16 protein-coding genes, 1 tRNA gene and 1 other RNA gene are annotated in these 19,091 nt (G+C 72.8%); 10 read left to right on the forward strand and 8 right to left on the reverse strand.

Annotated elements, in window-relative coordinates:
* Both ACFWAR_RS32865 and ffs read right to left on the reverse strand, forming a co-directional pair.
* Nucleotides 1-1,242, reverse strand: a 1,242-nt coding sequence (locus ACFWAR_RS32865; protein WP_385785232.1) for a DNA polymerase III subunit gamma and tau, incomplete at its 3' end; no start/stop codon positions are given.
* A 95-nt stretch (nt 1,243-1,337) separates the two neighbouring features.
* Nucleotides 1,338-1,436: signal recognition particle sRNA small type (gene ffs, locus ACFWAR_RS32870), an RNA gene on the reverse strand.
* 118 nt (nt 1,437-1,554) lie between these two features.
* On the opposite strand from ffs, the gene ACFWAR_RS32875 reads away from it, so the two are divergent.
* From ACFWAR_RS32875 to ACFWAR_RS32890, 4 genes are all read left to right on the forward strand, one after another.
* A tRNA-Ser gene (locus ACFWAR_RS32875) sits at nt 1,555-1,642 on the forward strand.
* A 238-nt stretch (nt 1,643-1,880) separates the two neighbouring features.
* Nucleotides 1,881-2,594, forward strand: coding sequence for a hypothetical protein (locus ACFWAR_RS32880; protein WP_385785233.1), 714 nt, complete (start codon nt 1,881-1,883; stop codon nt 2,592-2,594).
* Nucleotides 2,591-3,490: an effector-associated domain EAD1-containing protein gene (locus ACFWAR_RS32885; RefSeq protein WP_385785236.1), complete on the forward strand. Its 900-nt coding sequence runs from the start codon at nt 2,591-2,593 to the stop codon at nt 3,488-3,490. The genes ACFWAR_RS32880 and ACFWAR_RS32885 overlap by 4 nt, the downstream gene beginning before the upstream one ends.
* 15 nt (nt 3,491-3,505) lie before the next feature.
* Nucleotides 3,506-7,252 carry a DEAD/DEAH box helicase gene (locus ACFWAR_RS32890; protein WP_385785239.1) on the forward strand — a complete coding sequence of 1,249 codons (3,747 nt, stop codon included), beginning with the start codon at nt 3,506-3,508 and terminating at the stop codon, nt 7,250-7,252.
* A 108-nt stretch (nt 7,253-7,360) separates the two neighbouring features.
* Here the strand turns inward: ACFWAR_RS32890 and ACFWAR_RS32895 are convergent, their stop codons facing one another.
* Together ACFWAR_RS32895 and ACFWAR_RS32900 are read right to left on the reverse strand one after the other, a co-directional pair.
* Nucleotides 7,361-7,654: an SCO5918 family protein gene (locus tag ACFWAR_RS32895; RefSeq protein WP_385785242.1), complete on the reverse strand. Its 294-nt coding sequence runs from the start codon at nt 7,652-7,654 to the stop codon at nt 7,361-7,363.
* A 173-nt stretch (nt 7,655-7,827) separates the two neighbouring features.
* Entirely contained in the window at nt 7,828-8,031 is a 204-nt protein-coding gene (locus ACFWAR_RS32900; protein ID WP_385785245.1) for a cold-shock protein, read from the reverse strand.
* Nucleotides 8,032-8,404: 373 nt separating this feature from the next.
* Here ACFWAR_RS32900 and ACFWAR_RS32905 point away from each other — a divergent pair, with 373 nt between their 5' ends.
* Nucleotides 8,405-8,809 (forward strand): molybdopterin-binding protein, encoded by a 405-nt coding sequence (locus ACFWAR_RS32905; RefSeq protein ID WP_385785247.1) that lies wholly within the window; start codon nt 8,405-8,407, stop codon nt 8,807-8,809.
* Nucleotide 8,810: 1 nt separating this feature from the next.
* Here the strand turns inward: ACFWAR_RS32905 and ACFWAR_RS32910 are convergent, their stop codons facing one another.
* Nucleotides 8,811-10,277 carry a PucR family transcriptional regulator ligand-binding domain-containing protein gene (locus tag ACFWAR_RS32910; protein ID WP_385785250.1) on the reverse strand — a complete coding sequence of 489 codons (1,467 nt, stop codon included), beginning with the start codon at nt 10,275-10,277 and terminating at the stop codon, nt 8,811-8,813.
* Nucleotides 10,278-10,551: 274 nt separating this feature from the next.
* Between ACFWAR_RS32910 and ACFWAR_RS32915 the strand changes: the two genes are divergently transcribed.
* From ACFWAR_RS32915 to ACFWAR_RS32925, 3 genes are read left to right on the forward strand one after another with little or no spacing between them, the layout of a single operon-like run.
* The gene (locus tag ACFWAR_RS32915; RefSeq protein ID WP_385785253.1) at nt 10,552-11,451 is read left to right on the forward strand and encodes an FAD binding domain-containing protein; all 900 of its coding nucleotides are present in this window, start codon (nt 10,552-10,554) and stop codon (nt 11,449-11,451) included.
* Nucleotides 11,448-14,216, forward strand: a complete 2,769-nt coding sequence (locus tag ACFWAR_RS32920; RefSeq protein ID WP_385785256.1) for a molybdopterin-dependent oxidoreductase — start codon at nt 11,448-11,450, stop codon at nt 14,214-14,216. Before ACFWAR_RS32915 ends, ACFWAR_RS32920 begins: the two co-directional genes overlap by 4 nt.
* A gap of 43 nt (nt 14,217-14,259) precedes the next feature.
* Nucleotides 14,260-14,745 (forward strand): molybdopterin-dependent oxidoreductase, encoded by a 486-nt coding sequence (locus tag ACFWAR_RS32925; RefSeq protein WP_385785259.1) that lies wholly within the window; start codon nt 14,260-14,262, stop codon nt 14,743-14,745.
* A 15-nt stretch (nt 14,746-14,760) separates the two neighbouring features.
* Here ACFWAR_RS32925 and ACFWAR_RS32930 read toward each other — a convergent pair whose 3' ends face one another.
* Together ACFWAR_RS32930 and ACFWAR_RS32935 are read right to left on the reverse strand one after the other, a co-directional pair.
* Nucleotides 14,761-15,624: a class I SAM-dependent methyltransferase gene (locus ACFWAR_RS32930; RefSeq protein WP_385785262.1), complete on the reverse strand. Its 864-nt coding sequence runs from the start codon at nt 15,622-15,624 to the stop codon at nt 14,761-14,763.
* 54 nt (nt 15,625-15,678) lie between these two features.
* Nucleotides 15,679-16,827, reverse strand: a complete 1,149-nt coding sequence (locus ACFWAR_RS32935; RefSeq protein ID WP_385785265.1) for an alpha/beta hydrolase family protein — start codon at nt 16,825-16,827, stop codon at nt 15,679-15,681.
* A gap of 145 nt (nt 16,828-16,972) precedes the next feature.
* On the opposite strand from ACFWAR_RS32935, the gene ACFWAR_RS32940 reads away from it, so the two are divergent.
* Nucleotides 16,973-17,488, forward strand: a complete 516-nt coding sequence (locus tag ACFWAR_RS32940; protein WP_385785268.1) for an SRPBCC family protein — start codon at nt 16,973-16,975, stop codon at nt 17,486-17,488.
* Nucleotides 17,489-17,519: 31 nt separating this feature from the next.
* On the opposite strand, the gene ACFWAR_RS32945 is transcribed toward ACFWAR_RS32940, so the two are convergent.
* A complete protein-coding gene (locus tag ACFWAR_RS32945) occupies nt 17,520-18,332 on the reverse strand; it encodes a VOC family protein (RefSeq protein WP_385785271.1) in 813 nt (270 codons plus the stop codon).
* A 119-nt stretch (nt 18,333-18,451) separates the two neighbouring features.
* Here ACFWAR_RS32945 and ACFWAR_RS32950 point away from each other — a divergent pair, with 119 nt between their 5' ends.
* Entirely contained in the window at nt 18,452-19,042 is a 591-nt protein-coding gene (locus ACFWAR_RS32950) for an HhH-GPD-type base excision DNA repair protein (protein ID WP_385785274.1), read from the forward strand.
* Nucleotides 19,043-19,091: the final 49 nt, after the last annotated feature.

The raw sequence follows: 19,091 nt of genomic DNA on the forward strand, positions 1-19,091 counted from the left end.
GGCGTACACGGGCGCGGCGGGCGCGGCGGCGGGCAGCGGGGCCACGGCGGCCCCCGCGCCGAGGCCCGCGGCCGCGAAGGCGGCTCCGCCGCGCTCCAGCCGGTCGAGCCGGGCCTGGAAGGACCGTTCGTCGTCGAAGGCGGCCGGCAGCAGCACCCGGGCGCAGATCAGCTCCAGCTGGAGCCGGGGCGAGGTCGCCCCCCGCATCTCCGTCAGCCCGGTGTTGACCAGGTCGGCGGCGCGGCTCAGCTCGGCGGCCCCGAACACGGAGGCCTGGGCCTGCATCCGCTCCACCAGGTCGGCGGGGGCGTCGATGAGCCCCTTCTCCCCGGCGTCGGGCACCGCGGCCAGGATCACCAGGTCGCGCAGCCGCTCCAGCAGGTCGGCGACGAAGCGGCGCGGGTCGTTGCCGCCCTCCACCACGCGGTCCACGACCTCGAAGGCGGCGGCGCCGTCCCCGGCGGCGAAGGCGTCCACGACGGAGTCGAGGAGCGAGCCGTCGGTGTAGCCGAGCAGGGAGGTGGCCATGGCGTACGTCACACCGTCGGAGGCGGCGCCCGCGAGCAGCTGGTCCATGACGGACATCGAGTCGCGCACCGAACCGGCGCCCGCGCGCACCACGAGCGGCAGCACCCCGTCCTCGACGGTGGCGCCCTCGCGGCCGCAGACCTCGCCGAGGTACTCGCGCAGGGTGCCGGGCGGCACGAGCCGGAAGGGGTAGTGGTGCGTGCGCGAGCGGATCGTCCCGATGACCTTCTCGGGCTCGGTCGTCGCGAAGATGAACTTGAGGTGCTCCGGCGGCTCCTCGACCACCTTCAGCAGGGCGTTGAAGCCCGCCGAGGTAACCATGTGCGCCTCGTCGATGATGTAGATCTTGTAGCGGCTCGCCGCCGGCCCGAAGAAGGCCTTCTCCCGCAGGTCACGGGCGTCGTCCACGCCACCGTGGGAGGCGGCGTCGATCTCGATGACGTCGATGGAACCCGGCCCGTTGCGCGCGAGGTCGCGACAGGACTGGCACTCCCCGCAGGGCGTGGGCGTGGGGCCCTGCTCACAGTTCAGGCAGCGCGCCAGGATGCGGGCGCTGGTGGTCTTGCCACACCCCCGCGGCCCGCTGAACAGGTACGCGTGATTGACCCGGTTGTTGCGCAGGGCCTGCATCAGCGGGGCAGTGACATGCTCCTGCCCGATGACCTCGGCGAACGATTCGGGGCGATAGCGGCGGTACAGCGCAAGGGACGACACACTCACGAGGTTATCCGGGCCCGCCGACAACGCGACGCAGACGAGGAACACGGGGCGCCCCGGAACTCCGGCGCCGGCACGGCATCCGCCCCGGAACGCAAAGCGCCCCCCACGCACCCGCCAGAGCCCACTTACCCTTGCTGCCTTCCGGCCCTGGGGGAGTTGGGTGAGATAGCGCCACGTGAGGGGCTGACCCCACCCTAGCCGATGGAGGCCCCCGGAATCGAGCCGGACCCCGCCCGGACCTTCCGCGGATCCTCCGCGGGCGATCACGTTCGCGAGCACCCCCCAACGTCTTGTATTGTTCGTCGCGGAGGATTCGCCTAGTGGCCTAGGGCGCACGCTTGGAAAGCGTGTTGGGGGCAACCCCTCACGAGTTCGAATCTCGTATCCTCCGCCATTGCTCTCACCGGGCAATACGTCGAAGGGCCCCGCAGCTTGCTGCGGGGCCCTTCGGCGTTCCCCGGTTCGCGGTGCCCGGACGCGGCCCGATCACGTATCAGGTGGAAGTTGTCGTTCCCGCTGGTTCCGGGGGCTCGGCAGTCGCTAGCCTTCCGCATGCACAGGCTGCCGTGGGGGACGCGCCTGATACTTTCCGGCCGGTTCCTCGGTGGCTCGCACTGCCCGAGAGGTGACGGATGATCGAATTCGACGACCTACAACTACCCGAGCAGGATCTGGTCCTCCTGCCCGACGACGCCTTACGCGGCGACGAAGACACCGACGCCCGCCAGGATCCCGATGCTCCCGCGCCACTGCGCGGCCGGGTCCGACTGGGCGGCCCCCTCGCCCAACGCCTCACGCACGATCGACTGGCCGACGATCCCGACCTGGCCGCCTTCGCCACCGCCCAGGCCGGCACGTACGAGTACTACCTGGTCCACCTCTCCCTCACCTTCGCCCCCACGCCCCAGCGGCCCCGGCTCGAATTCGCCCACCTGGCCCTGGACCTCTCGGCCAAGCCCGAGACCCCGCCGCCGGTGGCCCACTCCATGGACCCGATGCGGCTGACGGACGCCGTCCAGGTCACCCGGAGATGGCGGCTGGGCCCGCAGCTCTCCCTCCTCGGCGCCGACGCCTCGCTGGGCGAGGTCGGACGGAGCCGGGAGTTCACCGCCCACCAGCCCTTCGCCCAGGCCCTGGGGCTGCTCGGGTCCACGCCCGGCTGGGAGTTCCGGCGGACCGTCGCCACCGAGCTGACCGGCTGCCACGCACTGCGCCTCGTCGTCCGCACCCCCGCCGGTTCCGTCACGGACCTGGGGTGCACGGTCACCGCGGGCGTCAAGATCCCCCTGCTGCGGCGCTACACCCGCGCCCTTCCCCGTCCGCTGCGCCTGGAAGCGGCCCTGTGACCGGGAGCAGCGCCGGCGCCCGGCCCGAGCCGCTGCTTCGAGAAGAGATCGTCGAACTGGCCACCGTCTACAACGCCCCCGGACCGGCCGAGGTACTGCTGCTGGCCGCCGGTTACCCGGCCGACGCGATGCCGTACGCGCCGAAGTCGCCCCGGGAGTACTGGGAGACGGTGTCGGCGAGCCTCGCGACGGGCGTCATGGCCGACGGCCGCCGCCGGATCCTGGCCGAGGCGCGGGAGAGGCGCCCGTACAACCCGGTGTTCGCGGCGGCCCCCGGCCCGGGCCCGGAGGCCGCCGCCACCGCGCCCGCCCCCGGAGTGCCCAAGGTCATGGTGCTCGGTTCCGAACCGGCTCGGCGCGGGGCCGTCCGGGCCGCCGCCGAGCTGCGCGAGATCCTGCAGGCGGCCCGCGACCGCCTGCAGGTCGTCCCCGGCCCCGCGGCCACCTCCGCGGACCTCGTCCGCATCCGGCGGGAGCTGCCCGACATCCTGCACCTGGCCTGCCACGGCACCGAGGAGGGGCTGCTGCTGGAGGACCAGGACGGCGAACCCCACACCCTGCCCGCGGCCGAACTCGCCCGCACGCTCCAGCTGGCCACCGAGCACTACGGCCACCACCTGCGGGCGCTGGTCCTGCGCTCGTGCGACAGCGACGTGATCGCCGGGCGGTTCACGGAGCTGGCCGACGTGGTGATCGCCCACCGCGGCCGGCTCGACGCGGACTGCTCGACGCTCTTCGCCGCCGCCTTCTACGAGGAACTCGCTTCCTTGCCCGACCCGTTGGACCGCCAGGCGCTCGTCGCCGCCGCGCACGTCGCCGCCCAGGACGTGGTGAACCGCGCCGGGGTGTGCCGATCCATCAGTACCGACCTGATCGTCCTGACCCGTACCTCCTGAGGCCAAGGAGACGCAGTGACGCTTTCCCACCTGCCCGAACCGAACCTGAACGGCGACGCGGCCGGCCCCTGGGACATCTCGCCCGAGGACTGGAAGACGCTCTCCGGTCGCCTCTGCTCGGCATTCGACCACGCCGAGTGGCTACGGATCCTCATGGATCTCGGATATCCGGACTCCGAGATCCCCATCGACACCAAGAGCCCGAAGGACTTCTGGTTCCGCGTGCGCGCCCGCGCCGAGCAGGGCGCGGTCCCCTGGGACTGGCGGAAGATCGTCCTGTACCTGGGCGCGGACGACCGTGTCCGGCACAACCAGGACATCAAACGGCTCGTGGCCAAGCACGGTCTGGGCACGCCCGCCGTCCCCGGCGCCCCGCCGGTGCCCGCCCCCGAAGAAGTGACCGTCACCGCCGTCATCCCGCCCCGGACCCCGACCGGTCCCGGGGCCCGCGCCACGGGGAAGGCCGGCGAGCCGCACGCCACCGCGCCCGCCCGTGCCCGCGACGAGCGCCTGCCCGCCGTCGGCGGGTACGGCGAGCTGCTGCCCAGGTCCCAGCGCCCCGATCTCCGTGAGGCGATTCTGGCGGTGTGGGAGCAGCGGCTGGGTCCTTGGGACGGGCTCAACCGGTTCCAGCAGGACCTGCTCCAGGTCTGCCGGAAGATCATCGATGATCGCGGCGTGGCCCTGGTGTACGCGGTGACCAACAGCGGCAAGACCACCATCGCCCGCGTCGGCATGACGATGGCCCTCAACAACGACGAGTCGGCCATGATGCTGCTGCCGATCAAGGCACTGGTGGCGCAGGAGGAGGCCGAGTGGCAGAGCTGGCTCGGCGGCCACGAGGCGCTGGAGCGGCTCCAGGGCCAGGTGTACGGGGTGTCCCGGGACTACCCCGCGAGCGACCGGCCGGTGGGCAACGGCCACTACAAGGTCGCCGTGGCGATCTACGAGAAGCTCGGCGTGTACCTGGTCAACGGGATGCGCCCGCTGGACCGCACCCGCCTCGTGGTCGTCGACGAGCTCCAGATGCTGTCCGAGACCAGCGCCCGCGCGGCCAAGCTGGAGGCGCTGCTCACCCTGATCAAACTGCGGCCCGGTGACCGGCCGGCCCTGCTCGGCCTGTCGGCCGCCCTCAGCCCCGAGGCGGGCGAGACGCTGAAGCGGTGGCTGGGCGACCAACGCACCACCTTCACCCCGAGCAGCAACGAGCGGCCCGTCCCCCTCGACACCTACGTCGTGGACCAGGGGGCGTGGCTGGTCCAGCACGACGCCCACTTGCTGAGCATGGTCACGCCCGGCAGTCGGACGCCCCCGGAACCGGTGCGGGAGCAGCACCGGCTGCCCGCCCTGCGCAGCCGGTACTCCCAGGCTCTGTCCAAGGGCCTCAACGGCCTCCAGCGCAAGCTGTCCACGGCCGAGCTCGCCGCCACCCTCGTCGTCAGCATCCTCCAGCAGGACGACAAGCGCCGGATCATCTGCTTCGTCCCGACCCGGACGGCCGCCGACCAGCTGGCGGCCGGCATCCGACAGGTCCTGGACGCGGCCTTCCACCGGCCCAGGAACGGCTCGCCCTGGGCCAACGGCCGGTACAACAGCGCGGAGTCCGCCCTCCGCGGCCAGGAGGGCAACCTGTACGACCGGCTCCTGACCTCCGACATCCCCGGCTACGAGCTGGTGATCCGCGGCCTGCGCACGGGCGTGGCCGCGCACTCGGCGGCGCTCGCGCCCCCGATGCGCCGGCTGCTGGAGGAGGAGTTCCGGGCCGAGGACGGACTGCTGCGTGTACTGGTGGCCACCGACACCCTCGCCGTGGGCCTGAACCTCCCCGCCGACACCGTCGTCGCGACCAGCATCTCCGGCCTGTCGGGCGCCGGTCCGCAACGCACCCGGCAGCTGCTGCTGCCCGCGGACCTGGACAACAAGGGCGGTCGGGCGGGCCGTCGGGGCAAGACGGTGGCCGAGCGCGGCCAGTTCTACATCCTCGTCCCCTCCGACCTGGAGCTGCAGAACGTCGACGGGTCGAGCAGCATCGAGATCAAGGAGCTGGCCACGGTCGAGGGGGTGTTCAAGAAGTTCGTGCGCAACGAGCACCGGTCCGATTTCGTCCGGTCGCAGTACCGCGACCTGGAGTCGATCAGCGGCCTGGTGCTCCAGGTGCTCTGCCAGGACAACCGGAAGCTCGCCGAGAACAAATGGCTGGCGCGGGTCCAGGTGATCCTCGACAACCTGCTGATCAGCTACGAGCCGGAGCGCCCCCCGCTGCCCGAACCCAAAGAGATCCTGGCGGAGTTGCAGCGCCGCAAGCTGATCCACGAGGTGAGCGCGAACAGCCGCCCCGGCGCGGCGAAGAGCCTGAAGCTCACCGATCTGGGCCAGGCCCTCGGGCGGTCCGGCCTGGAGCTGGACGACGCCCCCGACCTGGAGCGGCTGGCCGGGCTCGTCCGCAACGGCGCCGGGACGATAGAGCTGCTGTGGCACGCCTCCCGGGCCCGGTCCATCAAGCAGGTCACGGCCTGGGTGTCGCTCCCGGCCGAAGGGACCAACCGCCACCTGCCGTCCCTGAACGGCGCGGTCCTCACCATGACCCTGACGTACTGCGCCGAGCAGGAGCAGATGCGCCAGGACTGCGCGGACTGGGTCGCCGCCGAGGGCGCCCCGCTGCCGGGACGGCTGCTGCGCGAGGCCGGGCGTCCGGTGGTCTCGCGGGAGCTCCAGGACCTGCTGGCCAGCGACGAGGACGCCGCCGCCACCGACGAGGTCAACGCCCTGCTGCGGGCGCTGGTGGCGTACGAGTGGCTGCACGGGGTGCCGTTCGGCGAGATGCAGCGGCGCTTCTCGGGAGCGATCAAGTCGGAGGAGGAGCCGGACAAGGGGCAGTCCAAAGCACCGTCCCTGTCGCTGTTCTACTCCGATGTCGAGCAGCTCTGCGAACAGATGGCCGGCTACATCCGGGCCGCCGCGGACATCAGCTTCACCGAGGACGGGGTCGACCACTCGGCACGGATGCAGCTGATCGCCCAGCAGGTGGAGTCCGGGCTGCCGGCGTGGCTGGCGAAGGTGTCCAAGATGCGGATCACGGGCCTGCACCGCGAGCGGCTGGCGAAGCTGGCGGACCTGCCCGAAGAGCAGCAGCCCGACCCGCCGTCCCTGCTGGTGGACATGGGCCCGCTGAAGGAGGGCCTGAGCGACACCGAACGCACCGACGCCCGGCGGATCATCGACAGCCGACTGGCCCAGGAGCAGGCGCACCGCGAGCGGATCGCCCGCGAGTGGGCCGACGTGCCGATCCCCGACGGCGAGGGCCAGATCTTCGACGACGTGTCGGAGGACCTGGAAAAGGCCAACGGGGCCGCCGCGTACCTGGAGCGGCTCGGCAAGCTCGCCGTGTGCCTGGGCCTGGAGGTCACCGACGCGATGGTCGACGGGTCGTTCTACGTCGCGCAGTGGAGCGCCGGGGCCGCGGGCGTGGCGGTGACCGTCCGGGTGCCGGTGGCGGACCTCACCGCCGGAATGGTCGCGGACGTCCGGGAGGAGCGCACGCTGGTCGTGGTCCGGGGGCGGCGGCCGGGAGTCCAGGAGGCACTGGCCGCGCAGGGCCTGGTGGCCCGGTTCCTGGAGCCCGACCACCTGCTGTCGGTCCTCGCGCACCTGGTGAAGACCCGGGGGCGGGTGCCCGGGGAGCAGGTCGTGGAAGAGCTGTCGAGCATCCGGCTGTCGTCGTTGGGCGGCATCAGCTGGTCCCTGCCGGTCCAGGGGAACTGAACCGGGCGACGCGTCGAAGGGCCCCGCAGCCTGCTGCGGGGCCCTTCGGCGTCGGCGGTGTCGGGCAGGAGGCCGCCCACTCCACCGGGTCCCGGCCGGGGAGGGCGGTTACCAGAGGTTGACGCCGTCGCCGGAGGGGGGCGTCGGCTCCTCCGGGGCGAGTGCGGGCTGACACGTGAAGCCGAGCCGGGTCAGCGCCCTGACCACTTCGTTGGCCGTGAAGTCGCGCGGGTCCTGGCGGGTGATGACCTGACCGACCTGCTTGACCGGGTACGTCCGGCGGCCGATGGTCACCGAGGCCACGGAGGCGACGGTGATCGGCTGGGGTGCGACGCCCTTCATGGACGCCTCCACTTCGCCCTTGCTCAGGTCGAAGGGGAAACGGGCGATCACAAGACGCATGGTGGTACCTCCTCGGGCCGGAAGCGCCCCCGCCCGGCAATTCCGGTCAGGGGTCCTGCTGGTGACGCGGGTGGTGAAGGCCCTCCTGGGGCGACGCGGCGCGGAGACGGACGGAGATAAACGAACCGGGGCCCGCACCCAAGGTGCGGGCCCCGGCGAATTCGCCTCGGCGATCAGGCGCCGACGATGTTCTCCGCCTGCGGGCCCTTCGGACCCTGCGTCACGTCGAAGGTGACCTTCTGGCCTTCCTGGAGCTCGCGGAAGCCCTGGGAAGCGATGTTCGAGTAGTGGGCGAAGACGTCGGCGCCGCCGCCGTCCTGCGCGATGAAGCCGAAGCCCTTTTCAGAGTTGAACCACTTCACGGTGCCAGTAGCCATGCCACTTCTCCTTCAAACGGGGGCAGTTCCGGGGGCCGCACTGTGCGAGCCCCGCATCGCCGCGATGATTGCCCCGTACCCGGAAAGCACCGGAAACAAAAAGCGCGTCCGCCGGGAGAACACCAGGTCGGAAGCGCTTGTCGTCTTTTGGGAACCACAACTGCAACTGATTCGACAGTACCACGGCCTTGAGCGGCGCCGCTGTGGTTCAGTTATTCGAATTAGCATGATCGGGCGGCTGCTTGAACACAGTTTCGGTATCCACGACAGCAGGTATTACGCCAGTCCACAGGTCGACAAAAACACCTCGAACCACCGTGGATTTTCCGGGCCCTCGAACAGTGCGTGCCGGGCCGCCCGCTACAGTGCGGGCGTGCCGTCGTACTCGATCGGGCAGGCCGCGAACCTGCTGGGCGTCAGCTCGGAGACCGTCCGCCGCTGGGCGGACAGCGGCCGCCTGCCCGCTTCCGGTTCCGCTTCCGGGGCCCGGGTGATCGACGGGGTGGCGCTCGCCGTCTTCGCCAAGGACCGCGCGGCCGGGCTGCACCAGGTGCCCGACAGCGGGGTGGCCACCTCGGTCCGCAACTCCTTCGCCGGGATCGTCACGGGCCTGCGCGTGGACGACGTGGCGGCCCAGGTGGAGATCCAGTCCGGCCCGCACCGCCTGGTGTCCGTGGTCACCCGGGAGTCGGTCGAGGAGCTGGGCATCGAGGTCGGGGTGACCGTCACGGCCCGGGTGAAGTCCACGAACGTGCACGTCGACCTGCCGGCGACCTGACCTACGCGCAGTGCAGGGCCGCGTACAGGTCCAGCTTGTGGTCCAGCCGGGACAGGTCCCGACCGGTCAGCGCCTCCACCCTTTCGATGCGGTAGTGCACCGTGTTGACGTGGAGGTGCAGCGCCTCGGCCGTGCGCGTCCAGGAGCAGTTGTGCGCGAGGAACACCTCCAGCGTCTCCCGCAGCATCCCCTCCCCGAGCGCCCCCAGCGTCCGCGCCCCGAAGACCGCCCTGACCTCGGCCGGTACGCCCGCCAGCAGCGCGGCCAGGGTGTCCAGTTGGTCGATCACCCGGACCGCGGCCCCGTCCCCGGCCGCGGTCAGCGCGAACCGGGCCTGGTTCAGCGAGGCCCGCAGCTCCTCCGTGCCCCGCGCCACCGCGCCGACGCCCACGCGCAGCTCGTCCTCCGGACGGCAGCGCTGGAGCAGCGGCCACAGCGCGCGCAGCTCCGCGCCCAGGTCGACGTCGGGGTCGTCCTCGTGGAGCACGGCGACCGCACCGCCGACCGCCGCCGCCGCGCCCAGGTGCCGCAGCGCCTCGGCCAAGGCGTCCCCGGAGGTGGCCACGAGCACCCGGTACGGGCCGCGCGCGGGCAGCCCGGCCGCGACCAGCGCGTCCTCCAGCGCCCCGGGGTCGGCGCTCGCCGCCCCCTCCACCAGCGCGACCAGGTCCTCGGCCGCGGCCCGCTCCGCCGCGACCCGCCGCGCCTGGCCGTCGCGGTACTGGGCGAGCACCTCGGCGATCTCGTGCAGCACCCGCGGCGGCGCCGCGTCCGCGTCCGGCAGGTGCAGCCGCCAGGCGTCGTAGGGCGTGCCCTCGGCCTCGATGTTCAGCGAGACCCCGCCCTCCCGGCGCGGCGCGGCGCCGCCCACCGCGTCCGCCCCGCGCTGCGCCGGGAGGGCGGGCGCGGACGGCGTACGGGCGATCGTGCGCCCGCTCGCGGTCAGTAGGTAGCAGGGCACCCGGCCCAGGTGCGCGCAGGCCCGGTCGAGGAGTTCGGCCGGTCCGGCGCCCCGTTCCAGCAGGCCGCTCAGCTCGCTGCGCACGTTCTCCGGCAGCGCGAAGAGCCGGGTCGGGCGGCGGCTGAGGTCCCCCCACTGGCGCAGGTACACCGCCTCCGTCACGGCCCGGAAGCTGGTGCGCGCGGGCACGGCGACGATCGGCACGCGGCGGGCCCGGCAGGCGGCGACCAGCTCGTCCGGGACCCGGCCGTGGGTCTCCTCCCCGGCGAGCAGGGCGGTGGCCCCGGCGTCCGCGAGCGCGGCGACGAACCGGTCGGCCTTCTCGGGGTCGTCCCGCGCCCACCAGACCAGTCCGCTGAGCACCAGCTCCCCGGGGCCCAGGAAGCGGCCCGGGTCCTCCAGGTCGGTGGCGGTGACCCCGCTGACCTCCTGGCCGAGAAGGGCGTCCTCGCCCCAGAGCAGGGTGAGGCCGAGGTTTTCGGACTGGAGCAGGTCGAGGACGTGCACGGCGGGACTCCTTGCGGCAGGTGGGACTCCGTAGGGCGGGTGGCAGCCCACATTCGCCAGGCAAATACAGGGGCACTCATAGTAAATGCCAGGGCAAGTGCCTCATAGTCCTCTTGGTTGATTATCCAGGGCAAGGCCTGCCGGGTCCGTACGTTTCCGTGCCCGTGACCAGTCGTCCCGCCCCCCGCGCCGTTGCTTCACTGGCTGGAAACCTGCGGACCAACCGCGCGCCGGACGCGCGACGCAGGGGTGGAGAAGGGGCTGGTGGCCGACCTTGGACCTCAACACGGTGGTCGACGTGCGCGACCCGCGGCGCCGCGAGCCCTGGCGGCCCGGCGACGCCTACCTCGGCGGCGGCACGTACCTCTTCTCCGAGCCCCAGCCGCACATCCGCCGCCTGATCGACCTCTCGCGCATGGGGTGGGCGCCCCTGTCCCGGAACCCGGACGGGTCCCTCGACATCGCCGCGACCTGCACGATCGCCGAGCTGTCGCGCTTCGGCCGAACCCTGCCCGCCACCGCCGCCCCGCTCATCGAGCAGTGCTGCCGCGCCTTCCTCGCCTCCTTCAAGATCTGGAACATGGCGACCGTCGGCGGCAACCTCTGCAACGGCCTGCCCGCGGGCCCGATGATCTCCCTCACCGCCGCGCTGGACGGCGTGTGCCTGCTCCGGGGCCAGGACGGCGCGGTGCGCCGGATCCCCGTCGCCGACTTCGTCACCGGCGCCGGCCGCAAGGACCTGCGCGAGGGCGAACTGCTGCGCTCCGTCACCCTCCCCGCCCGCGCGCTGGAGAGCCGCACCGCCTTCCGGCAGGCCTCGCTGTACGGGCTCGGGCGCTCCGCGGCCCTGGTCATCGGCGTCAGCGACCCCCGGGACGGCTCGCTCGCCGTCACGATCACCGCCGCGACCGTGCGCCCCTTCCGCTTCTGGTTCCCGCTGCCGCCCACCGCCGCCGAACTGCGCGCCGCGATCGAGGCCCAGGTGGCGGAGGCCGACTGGTTCGACGACATCCACGGGCTCCCCGCCTGGCGCCACCACATGGGCCTGCGCCTCGCCGAGGAGGTACGCCGCGAGCTCTCCCCCGATCCCCGCGACCGCGACCGCGACCGCACCGGCCCCGGCGCCGGCACTCCCGCCCGCACCCGCGGCGACCTCCCGGAGGTACCCCGATGAGCTTCGAGATCGACATCAACCGGCGCCGCTGCGAGGTCGCGCCCCGCCCCGGCCAGTGCCTGCGCACCTACCTGCGCGACCAGGGCTGGTTCGGCGTGAAGAAGGGGTGCGACCAGGGCGACTGCGGAGCCTGCACCGTCCACGTCGACGGGCGCCCGGTGCACAGCTGCCTCTACCCGGCCGTCCGCGCCGAGGGCCGCTCCGTCACCACCGTCGAGGGGCTGGCCCGGCCGGACGGCGAGCTCCACCCGACGCAGCAGCGCTTCCTCGACGCCCAGGGCTTCCAGTGCGGTTTCTGCACGGCCGGGTTCCTGATGACCACCACCGCCCTCGAAGCCGAGCGCGGCACGCCCGCCGACGACGGCAAGCTCGACGACCTGCCGCGCGCCTTCAAGGGCAACATCTGCCGCTGCACGGGCTACCGGGCCATCGAGGACGCGGTGCGCGGGGTCAAGCACACCGAGTCCCCCGGGGCGGGGCAGGCCGTCGGCAAGTCCCTGGGCGCCCCCGCCGGCCCCCAGGTCGTCACCGGCACCGCCCGCTACACCTTCGACGTCGAGGTGCCCGGGCTGCTGCACATGAAGCTGCTGCGCTCCCCGCACCCGCACGCCCGGATCGTCTCCATCGACACCCGCGACGCGCTCCGGGTGCCGGGCGTGCACGCGGTCCTCACCCATCACGACGCCCCCGACCGGCTGTACTCCTCCGCCCGGCACGAGCACCCCACCGAGGATCCGATGGACACCCGGGTCCTGGACGACGTGGTGCGCTTCGTCGGCCAGCGGGTGGCGGCGGTCGTCGCCGACAGCGAGCAGGCCGCCGAGGAGGGCTGCCGGCGCGTGATCGTCACGTACGAGGAACTGCCGTACGTGATCGACCCGGAGGAGGCCATGCTCCCCGGCGCCCCCGTGCTGCACCCCAAGGGCCCCGAGTCGGGCATCTTCCGCGCCGAGAACAACGTGTGCGGCGAGGTCCACAACACCCTGGGCGACATGGAACTGGGGTACGCGCAGGCGGACGTCGTGTACGAGGAGACGTTCCGGACCCAGCGGGTGCAGCACGCGAGCCTGGAGACCCACGGCAGCGTCGCCTACTTCGAGCCCAAGGAGGACGGCGACGGCGAGCGCGTCACCGTCCGCTCCTCCACCCAGGCGCCGTTCCTGACCCGGCGGGCCCTGTGCGCCCTCTACGACCTCGGCGAGGACGAGGTCCGCGTCGTCGCGGGCCGCGTGGGAGGCGGGTTCGGCGGCAAGCAGGAGATGCTCACCGAGGACATCGTGGTCCTCGCCGCCCTGAAACTGCGGCGCCCGGTGAAGCTCGAGTTCACCCGGGCCGAGCAGTTCTACGGCGCCACCACCCGCCATCCCTTCAAGACCACCATCAAGATCGGGGCCAAGGCCGACGGCACGCTCACCGCGCTGCGCATCCGCGTCGTCTCCAACACCGGGGCCTACGGCAACCACGGCCCGGCGGTGATGTTCCACAGCGTCGGCGAGTCCTTCGCCGTCTACAAGGCGCCGAACAAGCAGGTCGAGGCGTACTCCGTCTACACCAACGGGGTCCCGGCGGGCGCCTTCCGCGGCTACGGCCTCGGCCAGGTCCTCTTCGCCCTCGAATCGGTCATGGACGAGCTCGCGATCCGGCTCGGCATGGACCCGCTCGCACTGCGCGAGAAGAACGTCATCGGCCCCGGCGACCACATGGTCACCCCGATCGGCCACGAGGAGGACCTCTTCATCGCCTCCTACGGGATGAAGCAGTGCATGGACGTCGTCCGCAAGGCCGTCGCCGAGGACCGCAGCCACGAGGACGTGCCGCCGGGCTGGCTGACCGGGACGGGCGCGGCGGTCGCGATGATCGCGACCGGCCCGCCGGGCGGCCACTACGCCGACGCCACGGTCGGCCTGCTGTCCGACGGGACGTACGACATCGCGGTGGGCACGGCCGAGTTCGGCAACGGCACCACGACCGTGCACAAGCAGATCACCGCGGGCGCGCTGAACACCACGGTCGACCGGATCGCGGTCCGCCAGTCGGACACGGACGTCGTGCGCCACGACACCGGCGCCTTCGGCTCGGCGGGCACGGTGGTGGCGGGCAAGGCCGTGATGCTGGCGGCCCAGTCGCTCGCGGAGCGGCTGCTGACCTTCGCGGCCCGGCACACCGGCGTCGCCCGGCACCTGTGCACGCTCGGGGCCGAGGCCTTCGACTGCGCGGGCCGCGTCGTCACCCTCAAGGAGCTGTACGAGGCCGCGCACGACAAGGGCGCGCTGGCGGAGATCTCGGCGGACGGCCACTGGGGCGGCTCCCCGCGCTCGGTGGCCTTCAACGCCCAGTGGTTCCGCCTCGCGGTGGATCCGGACACGGGCGAGATGAGGATCCTGCGCAGCGTCCACGCGGCCGACGCGGGCAAGGTCATGAACCCGATGCAGTGCCGCGGCCAGGTCGAGGGCGGTGTGGCGCAGGCGCTCGGCGCCACGCTCTTCGAGACGGTCCGGGTGGACGAGCGCGGTGAGGTCACCACGGCCGCGTTCCGGCGCTACCGCCTCCCTCAGTACGCGGACGTCCCGCGCACCGAGGTCCACTTCATGGAGACCTCGGACGCGATCGGCCCGCTGGGGGCCAAGTCCATGTCCGAGAGCCCCTTCAACCCGGTGGCCCCCGCCTTCGCGAACGCGCTGCGGGACGCGACGGGCGTGCGGTTCACCGAACTGCCCGCCACCCGGGACGTCGTCTGGCAGAAGATGCGAGGCATAACCGAGTAGTTCTCACACAGATGCCACTCACATCGTGAGATGAGCCTGGCAGATGAGTTCTTCCGGGGCTGCCACCGGGCAGAACGACCCCATGGCCAAACTCATGCTGCACGGAGACCTGGACCACCCGGCGGTCCTCGGCGTCGCGGACCTTCGGGGCTGGCCGGCGCACCGGGCCGAGGTGACCTTCGACTGCGCCACCAACGGCCCGCAGCACCACGTGTTCGAGGGCCCGCTGCTGCGCGAGGTGGTGGCGGACGCGGGCCCGGCCTTCGACGCCCGGCGCCGCAAGGACCGCTCGCGCTTCCTGCTCGCGATCAGCGGCGGGGACGGCCACCACACGGTCCTGGCCTGGGCCGAGCTGGACGCCGACTTCGGCGCCAGCCCGGTCCTGCTGGCCACCCGCATGGACGGGGTGGACCTCGACGCGGTGGGCAGCCAGCTGGTGGTCCCTTCCGACCGCTGCGGGGCGCGCTACGTCAGCGCGGTCACGCACGTCTGGTTCGGCGCCCTGACGGCGCCGAACCTGGGGACCTGACCCGCCCGTACGCCGCTACGGCGCCACGGCGCGCAGCCGGGCCACGGCGTAGAGCGGTGCGCCGAGGGTCAGCAGCCGAAACGTTCCGGCGGCCGCCCGGTGGCCGAGGCTGATCCGTTCCATCACCCGGTGGTCGCTCACCCGCTCCCAGCCCGGGACCACGGCGGCGAGTCCGCGACCGCCCCGGGCGCCGGAGCGGAACCGCGCCCCCGTCGCCTTGACGATCGGGTGCCGCCCGCTGAGCGCGACCTTCGGGTGGAAGTAGTCCGCCACCAGCTCGGCGGCGGGGAAGGCGGCCCGGCAGGAGAGCAGGAACGCGCGCAGACCGGCCGGGTCCAGGTACATCAGCACGCCCTCGGTCAGGACCAGTACCCGGCGCCCCTCCCCGACCAGGGGCGACAACCGCCGGGCCCAGTCCGGTTCGGTGATCGATCCGGCGAAGACCCGGGTGCGGTCGGCCGGCATGAGCGCGGCCCGCAGCTCGACGACGTCCGGCACGTCGACGCCGAGCCAGGTGACGGTGGGCGGCAGGGCCCCCGCGAGGCGCTCGGCCCGGGTGTCCAGGCCGATGCCCGCCTGGACGACCACCGCGTCGGGGTGTTCCCGGCAGAAGGCGGCGGTCAGTTCGTCGAAGACGATGGCCCGGTGGACCGAACCGGCCGCGTTGCCCCGGTCGGTCAGCACCTCGGGGTCGCGGTAGCCGGTCGCCGCCAGCAGGGAGGCGGCCGCCGGGTCGCGGAACGCGGTGCCCGGCAGGAGTTCGGCGGCGTGGGCGCGGCCGTAGAGGGGGGTCAGCAGGGTCATGGCCACACCGCTCAGGCCGTGGCCGCCGCTGCCGTCGGAAGCGGCGGCGGCGCTGCGTTCGGGGGACTTCGACATGTACGTGCGCTCCTCGGATCGGCGGGACGGGCGGGACGGGGGCGGACCCCCGGCTCAGCGGCGGTGGAAGACGACCTCGGGGTCGGTGGCCGTCGGGCCGTCCAGGCGGGGGGCCGGGACGCCGCGCAGGTGGAGGTCGAAGAAGTCACCGACGTAGGCCCGCGTGATCTGCTGGGAGCGGGTGCCCGAGAGCGGGGTCTCCGGGTGGTCGTAGCCCACCTGGTCGCCGAGCACCGGCCAGTCGGTGAAGCCCGGGTGCCCCGCGCCCGTGACCGTCAGCCAGCGCTTCCAGCCGTCCAGGCGGGGCCAGGTGTCCTCCCAGGAGGTGTCGGGCAGGTCCGGCGGCACCAGGGCCGGGTCCTCGGCCAGCATCAGGAAGGGCCGGCCGCCGAGGCCGCCCTCGGGCACCGGCGTGAAGAAGGTGCCGTCCATGTTGACCCCGGCGTCCACGCGCGGGTCGGCGGCCATGGTCGCCGAGGCCGCGGCCCCGCCGATGGAGTGCCCGGCCATGCCGATGCGCCGGGGGTCGATCAGTGCGGAGTGGCGCCAGGCGGCCCGCGGGCCGGTGAGCCGGTCCAGGACGAAGGAGACGTCGCGGGCCCGGCCGTCGGAGACCCGGCGCAGGGACCCGTCGGGGAAGACCTGTCCACAGGCCGTGCAGGGCAGCAGCCGTCCGCCGGGGAAGAGCGTGCCGTCCGATTCGTAGGCGTGGTCCACCGCGGCCACGACGTACCCGCGGCTGGCCAGGTCCTCCGCCAGGGTGCTCAGCGTCGCGCGCGGCATGGTGAAGCCGGGGGAGAGCACGATCAGCGGGTAGCGCTGCGCGGCGGGCCGCGGGAGCGCGCCGGACCGGGCGTGCGTGCGGGTCGCGGCGAGGCGCTCGGGGGTGACGTGCTCACCGAGCCGCCCGCGGTCGGTCAGCAGCGCCTTCGCCTCGGGAACGGCCATGTAGGGGGCGGGAGTTCCGGTGCGGGCGAGCGCCGGGTAGTAGAGCGAGAGCAGTAACTCCCGGTCGGCCGCGGGCACCCAGGGGTCCTTGCGGTCGTGGTCCACGAGGTGGAGCGTGTCGCGGCCCACGGCCGACGTGCCGGTGGGGGCGGGGAGTTCGAGACGCGCGACCGGGGCGGGCGCCGCGAGGGCGGCGGGGGCCGAGAGCGCCAGACCGGCCGCCGCGGCGGTCAGTGCGCGGATGATCCTCTTCATGACCCCACCTTAAAACTAATAAGGCAAGGCTTACCTAACTATCCCTGGTTTCGGGCGACTCCGACGGGAAATACCCCTCGCCAACGGTTACCGATGGGTAGCAACGGCGGTAGCGTGAGCCGCCGAGAGACGAGATCGGAGTGCCATGCCCCGCACCTTCAGCGTGTCCGACAGCATCCTCATCGACGTCAGCCCGGCCACCGCCTACCTGCGGGTCTCCGACCCCGTCGCCATGGGGAGCTGGAGCCCGGAGAACCTGGGGGCGACCCTGCGCGACGGGCGCCGCGAGGGCGCGTACGTCGGCATGGCCTTCGACGGCCACAACAAGCGCGGCGCCTTCCGCTGGACCACGCGCTGCACGGTCACGGCCGCCGACCAGGACCGGCTCTTCCGGTTCCGGGTCCACTCCATCGGCTACAAGCGACCGCGCCTGCCCGGACCCATCGCCACCTGGGAGTACCGCTTCGAGGCGGCCGAGGGCGGGACCCGGGTGACGGAGACCTGGACCGACGACCGCCGGTCCTGGCCCGACGCCGTGGCCAACGCCTTCGACCGGGTGGCGACCCGCGGGCACACCTTCGCCGACTTCCAGCGGCGCAACATCCGCACCACCCTGCGCAACCTCAAGGCGGCCCTCGAAGCGGCCCCGCCGGCGCGCTGAGCGGTCCCGGCGCCCCGGCGGAGCGGCGCCCTCAGCCCAGCTTCGGCATCTCGCCCACCGTGGTCGTGACGTCGATCAGGGCGAGGGCCGCGCCCTGCGGGTCGGTGACCGCCGCGAAGCGGCCGAAGGGGCTGTCCATCGGCCCGAAGTGCAGCGTCCCGCCGAGCTCGGTGGTCCTGGCGACCGCCGCGTCGCAGTCCGGGACCGTGAAGTAGACCTGGACGTAGGACGGGATCTCCGGCGGGAACTCGGAGCCCATCGTCATCCGGCCCAGCACCGGATTGTCCGGGCCGCCCAGGCCGAAGACCTTGAAGTCCATGCCCTCGGCCTCCGGGCCGTCACCCAGGTCGACCTGGTGCGAGGTGTAGGGGAAGACCTCCGGCAGGAAGGCGTCCGCCGCGGCCGCGTCCCGGGTGAAGACCTCGGCCCAGCAGTACGCGCCCGGCTCGGCCACCTTCTCGAAGCCCTTGTGCTCCCCGGGCTGCCAGACGCCGAAGACCGCGCCGCTCGGTTCCTTGGCGATCGCCATCGTGCCGAAGGTGCCGACCTGCATCGGCTCCATCAGGACCTCGCCGCCCGCCGACTTGATCTTCGACGCGGTCGCGGCCGCGTCGGGCGAGGCGAAGTAGAGGCACCACTGCGAGGTCCCCTCCTGCCCCGGCATCGGCGGGACCACGGCCGCCACCGCCTTGCCGTCGGCGTAGGCCTGCGTGTAGTTGCCGTACTCGCTGGAGGCGTCGCCGAAGGTCCAGCCGAGCACTGCGCCGTAGAAGCTCTTGGCACCCTCCACGTCGGTGAACATCGCGTCCACCCAACACGGCGCGCCTTCCGGGAAATCGGTCATCGCCATCGACTCCTGAAGTCTGCGGTCCCTCACCGGGTCCCCCACCGGTCATCCCTCCCACGCTAGGCGCGCGGTGCGTCCCCCGCGCGCGGAGCACGGGCGCGCGGGACGCTGGAGCCATGGACATCACGATGCGCCTCGCCCAGCAGCCGGAGGCCGACGCCCTGCTCGGTCGCAGCCCCCTGGCCGCCCTCGTCGGCATGCTGCTGGACCAGCAGGTACCGATGGAGTGGGCGTTCACCGGCCCCTACACGATCGCCCGGCGGATGGGGGCGGACGACCTGGACGCGCACGCGATCGCCGCCCACGACCCGGACGCCTTCGCGGCCCTGTTGTCCGAGAAACCGGCCGTCCACCGCTACCCGGCGGCGATGGCGAAGCGCGTGCAGCAGCTGTGCGCGTACCTGGTCGAGCACTACGACGGGGACGCGGCCGCGGTGTGGACCGGCGTCGGGACCGGCGCCGAGCTGCTGCGGCGGCTGAAGGAGCTGCCGGGCTTCGGCGAGCAGAAGGCCAAGATCTTCCTGGCGCTGCTGGGCAAGCGGCTCGGCGTACGGCCCAAGGGCTGGCGCGAGGCCGCCGGGGACTACGGGGACGCCGGGGCGTACCGGTCCGCCGCCGACATCACCGGGCCGGAGTCCCTCGCGAAGGTACGGGCGCACAAGCAGGAGGCGAAGGCCGCCGCCAAGGCGGCCAAGGCAGCGAATTGACCGGAGAAACGGAGGCCCGATTGGCCCCTGAATCCGGTCAACAGGGCCC

Origin of the sequence: Streptomyces sp. NPDC059917 (genome assembly GCF_042730635.1) — a bacterium.
Classification (GTDB): Bacteria; Actinomycetota; Actinomycetes; order Streptomycetales; family Streptomycetaceae; genus Streptomyces.